At 39.5% G+C, this 13,332-nt stretch carries 9 protein-coding genes; 1 reads left to right on the top strand and 8 read right to left on the bottom strand.

All coding sequences use genetic code 11. The features are described 5' to 3' along the window. Positions 1-270: 270 nt before the first annotated feature. From murQ to ABC371_RS06190, 8 genes are all read right to left on the bottom strand, one after another. Entirely contained in the window at positions 271-1,191 is a 921-nt protein-coding gene (murQ, locus tag ABC371_RS06225) for an N-acetylmuramic acid 6-phosphate etherase (protein ID WP_412895997.1), read from the bottom strand. A gap of 24 nt (positions 1,192-1,215) precedes the next feature. After that, positions 1,216-2,829, bottom strand: coding sequence for a beta-N-acetylhexosaminidase (gene nagZ / locus ABC371_RS06220; RefSeq protein WP_412895996.1), 1,614 nt, complete (start codon positions 2,827-2,829; stop codon positions 1,216-1,218). A gap of 23 nt (positions 2,830-2,852) precedes the next feature. Beyond that, complete coding sequence (locus ABC371_RS06215; RefSeq protein ID WP_412895995.1) at positions 2,853-4,730, bottom strand: beta-N-acetylhexosaminidase; 1,878 nt, start codon at positions 4,728-4,730, stop codon at positions 2,853-2,855. Between the two features lie 207 nt (positions 4,731-4,937). Continuing rightward, positions 4,938-5,906: a carbohydrate ABC transporter permease gene (locus ABC371_RS06210; protein WP_412895994.1), complete on the bottom strand. Its 969-nt coding sequence runs from the start codon at positions 5,904-5,906 to the stop codon at positions 4,938-4,940. An 11-nt stretch (positions 5,907-5,917) separates the two neighbouring features. Further along, a complete protein-coding gene (locus ABC371_RS06205) occupies positions 5,918-6,838 on the bottom strand; it encodes a carbohydrate ABC transporter permease (RefSeq protein WP_412895993.1) in 921 nt (306 codons plus the stop codon). A gap of 66 nt (positions 6,839-6,904) precedes the next feature. Continuing rightward, positions 6,905-8,242: an ABC transporter substrate-binding protein gene (locus ABC371_RS06200; protein ID WP_412895992.1), complete on the bottom strand. Its 1,338-nt coding sequence runs from the start codon at positions 8,240-8,242 to the stop codon at positions 6,905-6,907. A gap of 104 nt (positions 8,243-8,346) precedes the next feature. Continuing rightward, entirely contained in the window at positions 8,347-9,510 is a 1,164-nt protein-coding gene (locus tag ABC371_RS06195; RefSeq protein ID WP_412895991.1) for an anhydro-N-acetylmuramic acid kinase, read from the bottom strand. 396 nt (positions 9,511-9,906) lie between these two features. Continuing rightward, entirely contained in the window at positions 9,907-11,685 is a 1,779-nt protein-coding gene (locus tag ABC371_RS06190; RefSeq protein WP_412895990.1) for a SpoIID/LytB domain-containing protein, read from the bottom strand. A 258-nt stretch (positions 11,686-11,943) separates the two neighbouring features. Between ABC371_RS06190 and ABC371_RS06185 the strand changes: the two genes are divergently transcribed. After that, positions 11,944-13,317: a dipeptidase gene (locus tag ABC371_RS06185; RefSeq protein WP_412895989.1), complete on the top strand. Its 1,374-nt coding sequence runs from the start codon at positions 11,944-11,946 to the stop codon at positions 13,315-13,317. Positions 13,318-13,332: the final 15 nt, after the last annotated feature.

Here is a 13,332-nt window from a genome sequence, read left to right as displayed (position 1 = left end):
TGTTAATATGTAATTCTTCATAAAGAATATCCTTGTTTCTAGCCAAAAGGCCATTGTGAGTATTTACCATCAATTTAAAGATAACGCTTTCAACACTGATAAAAAAATATAGAATTCTTTTTCTACTAAACTTTTGAACTGCTATTAGTATATCACGGAATATAAAAAAATGAAATGTAATTTTAGTATAAAATATATTATTTTGTTTTTATATTTCAAAATTGTGTCTAACTAGGCTGACTCGGCATGAGTCAGCCTTTGTTAACTTTGCTATTCGAGTATATTTCTGCGTGTTGCTAATTCGATTGCATTTCGAACAAACCCATTTGCCATTTCAATACAACTTTTTGCTACTTCCAAATTAACGCCTGCCTTAATCATCACAATCGCTGGCTTCACTTCATAATTTGTCACTTCTAGTATTTCTTCCACCTTGGTATAAGCCTCATTCGTTATAGTAGAAACAATGTTCTTTGCACGTTCCTTTAATTTCACATTACTAGCATTTACGTCCACCATTAAATTTTCATAGACCTTACCTAGTTTTATCATGGATGAGGTAGTGATCATGTTCAATATAAGTTTGTGGGCGGTTGCTGCTTTCATGCGAGTTGAACCCGTAATGACTTCTGGCCCCGTCATTACTTCAATGGATATATCAGAGTATCTACTAATGATTGAATCTTGATTACTAGATAAACTTATCGTTTTCGCCCCAATCTGTCTTGCATACTGAAGCGCACCTACTACATAAGGTGTTCTTCCGCTTGCCGCAATTCCTACTACAACATCATTTTCGGTAAGATTCTTTGCACTTAAATCCTTTGCCCCTAATTGAGGGTCATCTTCCGCACCTTCAACTGCTTCCACTAAAGCACGATTTCCACCAGCCATGATTCCCTGAACCAATTCATGCGGGGTACTATAAGTTGGCGGACATTCCACAGCATCAAGGATTCCAAGTCTCCCACTAGTACCCGCTCCTACATAAAATAACCTTCCACCTTTTAGAAGAGATTCATAGACGATATCGACAGTTGCTGCAATTTCAGGTAATACTGCTTCTACACTATATGCAACCGTCTTATCCTCATCGTTAATTGTCTTTAAAATCTCTCGTGTAGCCATTTGATCGATATCAACACTATTTTCATTTCTCATTTCTGTCGTTAAAGCTTCAATTTTTATCATGTATCATCCATCCCTTTTTGAGGATTATTTACCTCCCACTACTCTCTTTATAACAGTTACCGGTAGGCTCCCTTTTACCTCTTCTTTACCGAAAATTGCACCAGCAGCCACCTTCAAAGCTGGGTAGGTAAACTCATAGGTATTTATATAAGCTGGAACATCTGGCAAATATCCATAATCATATGGACTTCTCATCGCAATCACAATGACAGAGTCCTTTTCCTTTATTAGCTTTTCAACTAAAGTAATTTGATTACTACTTGGTGTAATTGTGAGTGTACCTACAATTACCGTGTCATACCCGCTTGCCTTTTCAACAATACCTGCAATCTCTTGTTCATCTAGCGCACTTGAAAACTGATAGATATCCGCATACTGCTGATATTCTTTGATCGCCTCACCTAACGAGAGGTTCGCATACCGCTTATCCTCCACCTGCATTGTGGTGCCATTGTCAGGATGCACCACAAGAATTCGTGAACCATTATTAGTAGTGAGTGGAAAAGTCCCTTCATTCCTCACAATCGTCACACTATCTTTATAGGCTTCACAAGCAATCTTCTCATGTTGTTTACTCCCAACAGTTTCAGGTACTTCCGGTTCATCCTCTAAGGAAATATCTTCCCAACTCAAGTATTTTTCTTTAAGTGAATTGATTCTTTGAAGTGCTTGGTCAATTTCTTCTTCGGTTAACTCGCCATTTTCAACTGCTTTCAAAATTTCTTGAATTGCCCCTATCTGTCTTTCAAGGGTATGGGAGATCATCACATAATCTACCCCTGCTTTGAGAGCAGCAACAGCTCCTTTTTCCGTTCCAACGCCATGTAAAATGGCGTTCATTTCCATACAATCTGTTGTGACCACACCATTAAATTTTAGTTTTTCACGCAATAAGCCCGTGATGACCTTTCTGGAAATCGTTGCTGGTACACCTGGCTCTGTCTCAATCGATGGAAAGTAAACATGTGCAGTCATGATCGTATCTGCACCCTCTGCAATACATTCCCTAAATGGTTTTAATTCAATTTCTTCAAGGCGAGCCAACCCATGTGGAATAGTTGGTAAGTCCAAATGTGAATCAACACTGGTGTCCCCATGGCCTGGAAAGTGCTTTAAGGTTGTAGCAATTCCAGCTTCCTGCATCCCTTGCATGGAAGCCCTGCCAAATTTTGAAACACTTTCGGCGGATTCTCCAAATGAACGAACTCCGATCACAGGATTATCCGGATTATTATTTACATCGAGGACTGGAGCAAGGTTCCAGTTAATCCCTAACGCCTTTAATTCATTCCCCGTAGCAACCCCCACATTGTAGGCATGATTTGGATTACCTGTAGCTCCAAGTGTCATAGCACCTGGAAAGATAGTAGCTCCTTCACCTAAACGACGAACCACTCCATTTTCCTGGTCTACACATATCAAAAGTGGGTGTGTATACCCTGCCTTTTTTGCCTCTCGCTGGAGATCTGTAGTCAGTGCCAGTACTTCCTTAGGTGTACCTATGTTTCTACCAAATAAAATAATCGCTCCTATATGATAGGTATGAATTAAATCGCGTATTTCCTGTGGGACCTTGATTCCATTAAATCCAATAACCAGTAATTGTCCGGCCTTTTTTGCCATTTTTTCACGATCCATGCTTACACCTTCCTCTTTTTTTATTAGGTTAGATTACCTGCTGTCACAATCCTGCGGTAAATATTCCGACCAATCGCGCCTTCTGGCATTTTATATGGTCCTTCAAAATAAAGACGTTCTTCCTCCAGTTCTTCAATTCGGCTGATGTTACCCTTCAGCCATTCATCGATTCTGAACTTTGCTGTTTCTAGACGGGCAAGCAATCCACCATATCGAATTTCAATGACTTCCCACCCAAACGGTTTATTCATCGAAAACCAGAGATTTCTGTGTTTCAGGCGTAGCTCTTGTGTGCTTTCTATTAATCTACCTAATTGAGTTTTGATCGATTCTATATTCTTTTTATCCACCGCATCATATGCTTCTTTAAGGTGGATTCCAATCTCTGCCTTCACACTTAGGACTCGTGCCAGTTGCTCATAAAATCCAAACATATCTTTCCATTCAGGATTATTTTGACTTGCCTCTTCTAATCTTGGAATCAGCCGTTCGTAATGCTGATTCATTGGTAGGCCTTGAATATTCTGATCATATAGACCAATTAACACATCCTGCCAAAGTAAAAACTTTGATGGGTTTGATTCATGTAGATTGTTCTCCGACACACCAGGTGTTTCATCAAGGAGATTTAAAACCATAAAATCGCTGTAAGTTCCACCTGTGCAAAAGTGAAATCGTTCCGCAACTTCTTGTTCCGTTACGGTTTTATGATAGGAATGCTCTGCAAAAAGCTGCAGGATTGGTAAGGAAGTTGCTAGTGGAGTTTCAGCACCATTGTCTCCCCACATCGTTGCAAATACTTCTCTTACTCCTTCTTTTTTACATGCATTTAAAGCAGCTTCTGTTGTAGCAATCGCCTTTCCATAATTGGGCGATATCCCATTCCACGTCCAAACACCACCTGCAAAAATGGGATCAGAGCCAAGTTCCTTATGCTTTTGAATAAAGGTCCGATAAAATTCCTCGTCTGAATGATAGTAATCCCAATATACAAGCTGAGTATTTGGAATAGATGCAATGACATCCTGAGGGATTTTCGCATCTAAATCATAATAACCACCATATTTTGAACCTAATCGGAAGTACATATCACTCCAAATCATTGACTGTAATCCGAGCCCCTCAGTGATTTTCACTACCTTTTCAAGATGTTTGTTCATAATCGCAAAGCGTTCTTCATACCCATTTTTATCTAAATATCGGCCTAGTCCTAACTGATGTGCTTCATCCATTCCGATATGGATTCTTTTTGATTTAAACGGCTTTGTGGCAGCAGTAATGATATTTTCCAAGAATTGATAGGTTTCAGGTTCGCCTACTAATAAAATGTCTGCTGTATCTCTTATATTTGATGCGTAATTCCATTTAAGGGCTTCCGTTAAATGTGCAAGTGTTTGGATACACGGGATCATTTCAATACCTAGAGCTTGAGCATACTCATCACATGTTCTAAGCTCTTCTTCCGTATAACGCCCCCTCATGTAGCCGAAATACGGTAATTCCTTCACTTCATATGTATCTTCTGTATAGACCATTAGAGCATTCAATCCCATTACTGCCATTTTCCGCAACAGACTCTTTATCTCACTAACTGTCAAAACACCATTTCTAGAAGCGTCTAACATCGCCCCTGTCATTTCAAACTGTGGTTCTTCTGTTATTTCAAATTCTCCGCCTTTTTTGAAATGTTCAAGCCAAATCCCTAATCCTCTATAGAAATGAATCTTTTCCTCAAAATGAATTTCTGCTCTTTTGGATTCATTTTTAACAAAGATTGGTCCTTTTCTCTGAACGACGTGAACTTGGTAGCCTTCATTCCCCTCATGAAATGATAATTCAGGGGTAAGGATATGTATGCCGTCTTTGATATTTTCGATTTCACCCGTTAATCTAATTTTCATTTTGAAAATATCCTCCTTGTTCAGTTGTTGGTAACGTTTACAAACTAAGGTTTCCCAACCAACTGTTACTACTAATAAAGATATCATAAATGAAATTGTTTTGAAATATAATTTTATTTATTTTGATAAATCTTTGTATATATATTTCAAAAATAATAAAAATGCCCCAGTTCTTAAAGAGAATAGGGGCTTCGTTATTTTTTCTTTTTATTCCTTCACTCCACCGAGTGTTAATCCCTTTACAAAATGACGTTGGAACAACATAAATACAATAATCATTGGGACGGATGCGATTGCTGCTCCACTCATCAGAAGCTTGAAGCTTGCTAAGTTTGCGTCCTGTAATGTCTTTAATCCGACTGGCAATGTATATAAATTTGCATCATTTAATACGATAATCGGCCACAAGAAGGAGTTCCAGACATTCATAAACGTAAAGATCCCTAGAGCTGCAAGACCTGGTTTCGCAAGTGGAAGAATGATTTTCCAATACGTCTTCCATTCGCTTGCACCGTCAATTTTTGCCGCATCAATGAGCTCATCCGGAATTGAGTGCATAAATTGTCTCATTAAAAATACCCCGAAAACCATAGCAAGGTCTGGGAATATAAGCGCCCAATGTGTATCCATCATCCCAAAATTACGAACCATGATGAACAACGGTACTAAGGTAACCTGTCCTGGTATCATCATTGTCGCAATAATTGACCAGAAGATGAGATTCCGACCCGGGAACCGTTTTTTGGCGAGTACATACCCCGCCATCGAGTCAAAGAGGAGTATTCCAATCGTCACGACGACTGCAATATAAAAACTATTAAAAAACCAGATGCCTACATTATTTTTATTAAACAATGTCGTAAATCCTGAAAATGTATCTTCAATGATGTTATCCATAACTTCACGGTGATAGGTTGCTGTTTCAGAGTCACCTGCTTTTTCTGCATCTCTGGCTTTTCCCCAATGCTCCAAGTACTCTGTGATCCCCATCGGGTACATTTTCGGTGGGTTTGAGTCAACATAGGAAACTTGACGCCCAAGCTCTTCGTCCTGGTAGCTGCTTAGCTGCAGGGATGTACTGAAAACCCAATACAATGGTAAAAGGGAAACAATCGCGAAAATGGACAAGAGCACATAAATGATAAGCTTGTTTACTTTTTGAATACCTGTTGTCATAGTTTTCCCTCCTAGTCATCGTACCGAAGTAAACGGAATTGAATCACAGAAAATAGTAGAATGATAAAGAATAAAATAACAGATTGTGCGGCTGCAAAACCAAATTCAAAGTCTCTAAAACCAGTTTTATAGATTAAGTGAACAAGGGTTTCTGTAGCTGTTCCTGGTCCTCCACCCGTCATCATAATGATTTGTGTAAACACCTGAAACGAGCCTATGGTACTTAGTAAAGCCAAATATAGTGTAGAAGGTTTTAATAATGGCAATGTAATGTGAATCCATTTTTGAAAGCTATTTGCCCCATCTATGGTAGCAGCCTCATATAATGTATTTGAAATGGAACCCATTGAAGCAAGGTAAAGAATAATCCCGACTCCGAATGGAATTAAACATTGCATGATGATTAGAGCCCAAAGTGCGGATGAGGATTGACCCAACCAGTTAAGTGGCTCCATGCCAAACCACCCTAACACATAGTTGAATAATCCAAAATCATAGTTATACATCCAGCGCCAAACCATCGCTACAATAACCATCGATGTAACGGTTGGTAAATAAAAGGCTCCCCGGAAGAAGCTTTGAGATAATTTTCCAAGAGGATGGATGAGAGAAGCAATGATAAGTGCACTTATTACGTTAAAAGGTACCGTTACAACTGTAAAAAGGAATGTATTACCTAGCGCGTCGTAAAAGGCTTCACTTTTAAACACCTTAATATAGTTGTCGAGACCTGCCCATTCACTCCCAAAAATTTTGTATTCCTGGAAGGAGATGATAAACGCCCACACCACCGGGATCGCAATAAATGCAATAAACAGGATAAGTTTTGGAAGTAAAAATAAATATGCGGAATAGTTCTTTTTCATTTCTTTCCATATCTTCGACTTTTTTGTCAGTACTACCGCATTGGCAGTTTGATGAACGGGTTTCACCGCGATTCCCCCAATCTTTCATTTGGCAGTAGGCAGCCCAACATGGACTGCCCACCTTGCCAATTACTACTCACCTAATAATTCATTGACTTTCTTCTCAGCCGCTTTCATCGCTTCTTCAGCTGTCTTTTCACCATTGAATACTAACTGAAGCTCTGTTTGAATCGCTTCGTCAATTTTCTTCCACTCAGGATGACGTGGTAGCATCACGACTTGTGAAGACATTTCTTGTGCGCGCTTCATTTCTGGATTGTCCTTATATGGATCCATATCTGCAGCACTCTTACGTGCAGGGAAAATTCCATACTCAGTTGCCATTGTAAATTGCTCATCTGTTGTTGAGATGAACTTAATAAATTCGCCAACCATTTCCTTCTTGCCTGCATCCTCTTGGTGGAACATTGTCCAACCTCCTACACCACCGATTGTTACAGGCTCACCTGATTTACCTGTTGGGTAGTTTGCAACCGCAAAGTTTGTTGGATATTTTGTTTGTGCTGAGCTGATTGCCCATGTAGCCCATGGTTGCATCGCAACAGTACGCTGCTCTTCATTTGCCCACGCTTGGAACGTACCACCAACATCTTGACCACCTAATGTTTCAGGAGCTACATTATACTTTAATTTTAAATCGGCAAGCTGCTGAATCGCTTCTACTGCTTCCGGCTCTGTAAAAGTGAATTTTGTCATATCTTCATTCAACGGGCTTCCACCATTGATATAGAAGAATGGCCAAGCCTCATAATATCCAGGAAGAATATAAGTAGAGAATCCGTATACATCTGTTTTACCATCGTTATCTCGGTCAAATGTTAACTTCTCTGCTGCTGCAAAGAATTCATCGCATGTCCACTCACCGTTTGCAGGAGGTTCAACTCCACGCTCTTCAAATAAATCTAAGTTCAAAAGCATTGCATGTACGGTTAAAGAGTTAGGAACACCATATAATTTTCCGTCAAATGTATAAGCATCAAGTGCATTCTCATAGAAATCCTTTAGCTCATCTTCTGTAAATAGATCATCAACCGACTCAATTACACCTTGTTCAATATGATCAATACTTACCGCACTTCCGCTAATATCAACTGGTGCAACATCTGGCCAAGATTGCCCTGCAATCGAAACACCTAATTTATCAGGAAGTTCTGCCCATGGAACCTGAACTAAATCAACCTTTACACCCTCATGAGCTGCTTCGAATTCTTTAATTTTGCTTTCCATCCAGTGGAATTTATTATCTTTGTCATCTGGCCAACGCGGTCCATCCCATACTGTGATCGTTCCTGTCCAAGCCTTCTCACTGTCTCCGTCGTCGCCTTTTGTTGTGTTCTCTTTCTTGCTACATGCCGCTAACAATCCAATTACTAAAATACTTATAAGAAAAAGACTAAGCCATTTTTTCATTTTATTTTTCCCCCTTACGTATCTTTCTTCATTGTTTTCAATGCAGTGCCAACACAAACTTTATTTAATAGCTCTTGCCCTCGCCTCCCTTCAATATTTTGTTTTTATGCTAGAGCAATTTTCCCCATGATTACGGAAGTGCTTGCTCCTGTTGCCGATGGTAGATTATTCGGTCGTTTGTTGATGCTTTGGTAGCCCAGTAATGCAAATACAATGGCTTCCTTTGCATCAGCTGGTAGCCCCAATTCATCTGTACTACCTATTCTGATTGATGAAGGCAGATGTTCTTGCAATCTTCTTCGTAGTGTTTGATTGTACCAGCCACCACCGCTTATAAAAATCTCACGAATATTATAGGAATCTACATATCTCTTACACTCATCTGCGATTGTACGAGCCGTTAACTCCGTTATGGTCGCAATCTTATCCTTTGGTGCCAGGTCGGCTTTTGTATTCCAAAGTTCCTTAGCATATTGAAGTCCGAACAGTTCACGACCCGTACTTTTGGGTGCTGGCAAATTGTAATAATCATGAGCTAAAAGTTCTTCAAGCCACTGCTCATCCACTTTTCCCTTTGCTGCCAGCTCCCCATTTTTATCATAAGTTTGCTTACCATCCGTCGCCCAAGTCGTAAATGCATCAATGAGCATATTCCCTGGACCTGTGTCAAACGCGAGTACTTGTTCATCACTGTCTGAAGGTGGTAAAACGGTTATGTTGGCAATTCCACCAATATTGGCTAGGATTCTACCATTTGATTTTGTCCTAAAAAGAAGATTATCGGCATATGGAACTAATGGTGCGCCTTGACCACCAACTGCCATATCACGCGTGCGGAAGTCTCCTACCGTCATGACACCAGTACGCTCTGCAATTACTGCGATATCTCCAATTTGTAAGGTTGATGTAAGATTATAGCCTTCTACGGATTTACCTTCAGGCTGGTGAAAAATTGTCTGGCCGTGTGAGCTAATTAAATCCACGTCCTTCAACTCGAGACCCGCTTCAGTAACAACTTTTTTCGTTGCTTTTGCAAACAGTTCACCCAGGAGCATATTGGATAACGAAATATCCTCGAGCCTGGCTCTATTTGGGTTACACAGCTCTAATATTCGCTCTCTCATTGATTCCGAATAGGGTAGTGTTGAAAAATGAATGAGTTTTATTTGGATTTTTTGATTGTCACTTTCGGAAATGCTGACTAAAGCTGCATCTATGCCATCAAGTGATGTTCCTGACATTAATCCCACAACTATCTTTTGATTCACTTCAACCTCTCCCTTGTCTTCCTGCACAAATTTTTATAGAAAAACCTATATCTCAAAATCTATTTATCATTTAAAAAGCCTAACTATCTGCAAAGCGCTTTCAATAATGTGTTTCTTTTTTACTTTTTAGGGATAAAATGTAAATTTATTATAACGAATATTTCTTGGTGTTAAAATTAATATTCAAATCTACACCTAATTATTTGTATTAATATTTCATATAATCCATACTTACTAAAGCTACAGCTACAGCACCGTATCACTATATTATTATGTATGAGTAGGAGAAATATCATTTTAAATACTTCATACGGTTTATAAATTAGTATTTTATATATTCTTGTAGCACAAAAACCGCTGCCCTTTTTTCGAACAGCAGTTTTTCATGCCATCTTCTTATTTTCCTTCAGTACTCAAAACAGATATACTCTCTAACGTCATGTTCGGATAATAGGAAGTTAATATTCTATTAAACTCATAGCCTAATGTTGTCCCAAGATAATAGGCACCGTATTGACTCATACCGACACCATGACCATTTCCGCCTCCGTAGAACGTGACGCCATTCTCTTCATCAAGTTCAAAGCCGAAGAAGGCTGATGGGAGGATCGTATAGTTATTTAGTGTGCCTGTGTAGTCTGAACTTCCAGCAGTTGCACGATGCAGGACAACGTTTTCTCCTTTTGTAAATGCATTTGATGGTCTAATCGTGAAACGAATATTGTATTCTTTTATGATTTTGTACGTCCCTGTTGTACCTTCGATGACAAGCTCCATGATGTTTCCGCCGTCACCTCGTTTTGCTACGTACATATCAACGAACTCCCCAATTCCTTCTGCCGGGATTGGCTGACTGACAAATTCTCCTGCTTCATTTTGCGTTAAAACAAACTTAGGATCAGCTGCTTGTCTACTTGCTAGATTTGCATTGATTGTATTCTCTAGTTCTTCTTTAGAAAGGCTTACCTTCCATCTAAACCATGGAGAATTTCCGTCGTAACCTGTATAAGATAAGGTTTTATAGAATTCGAGAATTTCCGCCTCGTTTTGTGTGTCAATTTCTAGCATTTTACTAGGATCATTGGGATCAAATGTATGGCTTTGTGCAATTAAGTATGGTAATACCTTGCTTGGGAATGTCCCGTCAGCTTCAGCCCATACCTGATGTTTCGATGCACCATAGCCACCTGACGTGGAATAATATCGTGCATCTACTAAACTACCATCTTCACCTAACATAATAACTCCCGCTGTTTCATTCACAGCTTGGGTTGTAGCAGTGTTTTCAGGTGTATTGTTATAAACCTGACTCATCACACTATCTAAAACAAAGAATCCATCTTTCGCAAAACGATCACTTATATAATCACCTAACGCATAGGTTCTAGCCGCTACAGCCTGGGCTTTAAGTGCATTTAAACCAAAGTATGCAGGCATTTCACTCGGAACCACTTGATATAGATACTGCTCAAAGTCAACTTCATTGATTAGGTTTAGTTTGTCTCCTGTTTCTGATGTCGTAATTTCAAAGAACCCACGATAAGACGGGTCTCCACTTGCTCGTGTAATATTTTCAACCTTAATTTTGCTTCCCTCTTCGGTAAAAGCATAAAGTCTGTTTGTTGTAGAATATAAAACCTCGCCTGTAGCACTTGTTACAGTGAGATCATTTTCAGAAGGTGTGAACGTTATTTTCTCGTTTGCTGGGACTACGAATGTTTCTTCTGCAACTTTATCAACGATTTCGAGCCCTGCTTGCGAGCTTAATACAATCGTATCGTGGTCAACCGATGCAAAGCCTGTTGTCATTATCCCGACACGCATCGTCTCAATCGGAGTAGGTCCATCAATAAAAATTTTTGTAATTTGATCTTTATGATTCACTCGAACCGTTACATTTTCCGCACCAACTCTTACATCAGAAAGCGATTTTTGGTACACTCGATTTTTCCCTCTTAAAGTTACATCATAGTTCTTTGCTAGCTTTTTAGTACCTTGAAGTTCAAGTTCTAACGTTCCATTGTCTTGGTCCTTTGCCATCACTTTTTCTGTGTATTCTTTCCACGACCTGTTGTCCTCAGCAGCTGAAACTTGTCCAACTTGAGAAAAAAGACCCGTAATTAGAACAATCATTACCAAAGCGCTTACAAAACTACGTCCCCATCTCTTAAGCAAAATAAATTCCCCCACTTCCTCAGCATTTTTAAAACTAGCAAGTTTTTCCTTTAGCGTAATTCTACAAAAACCTACTAGTTTTACTTACATACTCATTTCTTTAAATATTTAAAATTCACCTTCATACTTTATTACCATTTTTCGAAATTAAATTTTAGTCCTTTTGTTTTACTTTCAAAGTCTAGAAACTTTCCATTGCCTTTTTAATTGATGTAAAATAATGACATAGAGCTGATTTATGAAAAGGAGGAAACAGCTTTGAACGAAACGATCAAAACCTACCTAAAAGAAAACCGAGACTTACATTTAGAGGAGCTTTTTGAGCTACTTTCAATCCCTAGCATTAGTGCTTTGCCTGACCACAAGGAGGACGTAAACCGAACTGCGGAGTGGGTTGCAGCAGCACTTCGTAAAATTGGGATGGAGAATATCAGCATTCATCCAACGAAAGGACATCCCGTTATTTATGGGGACTGGCTACATGCTGAAGGCAAACCAACTGTATTAATTTATGGGCATTATGATGTTCAGCCGGTTGACCCCCTTCATTTATGGGACAGCCCTCCATTCGATCCGGAAATTCGCGATGATAAAATTTTTGCACGTGGAGCAAGTGATGATAAGGGACAAACCTTCATGCATTTGAAGGCGTTAGAGACCATTTTTAAGACGGAAGGGACCTTGCCGCTTAACTTCAAATTCTGTATTGAAGGTGAAGAAGAAATCGGAAGCCCGAACCTCCCTGCTTTTGTTGAGGAGAATAAAGAGTTGCTCGCTGCAGATGTCATTGTGATTTCTGACACAAGCATGAACGAACGTGGAAAACCAACGATTTGCTACGGTGTACGGGGACTGGCAGGTCTTCAAATTGATGTAAAAGGTTCTAACAGCGACTTACACTCCGGTCTATACGGTGGTGGTGTACATAACCCAATTAATGCGCTTGTTCAATTATTGGACACCTTCCATAATGAGGACGGAAAAGTGACTCTTGAAGGGTTCTATGAGGATGTGCTTCCATTAACAGATGAAGAAAAGCAAGCATATGAAGCGTTAAACTTTGATGAGGAAAAACAACGTCAAGAACTTGGTGTTCCTGCTCTTTATGGTGAAAAGGGCTATAGCTATCTTGAACGAACATGGGTCCGTCCAACCCTTGATATTAATGGGATTTACGGTGGATTCCAAGGTGATGGTATTAAAACTGTTATTCCATCTGAAGCTCATGCAAAAATCACATGCCGTCTTGTTCCAAATCAGGATCCTGATGTTATCGTTGAGCAGCTAAAGCAACATATTGAGAAAAACAAACCAGTTGGTGTTGAAGTTAGCCTTCAGCTTTTTGATAAGGGTGCACCATATGTGACACCATTCGACCATCCAGCGATTCAAGCAGCAAGCCGTGCTTACGAAGAAGTTTACAAGGTACCAACTTCATTTACTCGCGGTGGTGGATCATTGCCAATTATCGCGACCTTGGATGAAGTTCTACATGCTCCAATTGTATTGATGGGCTTTGGACTTCCAACTGAAAACTTCCATGCACCAAACGAACACTTCCATCTTGAGAATTTTGACAAGGGATTGGAAACTTTGTGCACATACTGGTTCGAGTTAGAGAAGTCATTGTAAGAGAAAAGGTGGATT

Source organism: Bacillus jepli, assembly GCF_047238305.1.
Classification (GTDB): Bacteria; Bacillota; Bacilli; order Bacillales; family Bacillaceae_L; genus Ferdinandcohnia.
This window is presented reverse-complemented; position numbering and strand designations above follow the sequence as displayed.

Excerpts from the sequence above, each read along its gene's own strand:
- murQ (WP_412895997.1), bottom strand. The coding sequence starts at position 1,191 with ATGATAAAAATTGAAGCTTTAACGACAGAAATGAGAAATGAAAATAGT.
- nagZ (WP_412895996.1), bottom strand. The coding sequence starts at position 2,829 with ATGGATCGTGAAAAAATGGCAAAAAAGGCCGGACAATTACTGGTTATT.
- ABC371_RS06215 (WP_412895995.1), bottom strand. The coding sequence starts at position 4,730 with ATGAAAATTAGATTAACGGGTGAAATCGAAAATATCAAAGACGGCATA.
- ABC371_RS06210 (WP_412895994.1), bottom strand. The coding sequence starts at position 5,906 with ATGACAACAGGTATTCAAAAAGTAAACAAGCTTATCATTTATGTGCTC.
- ABC371_RS06200 (WP_412895992.1), bottom strand. The coding sequence starts at position 8,242 with ATGAAAAAATGGCTTAGTCTTTTTCTTATAAGTATTTTAGTAATTGGA.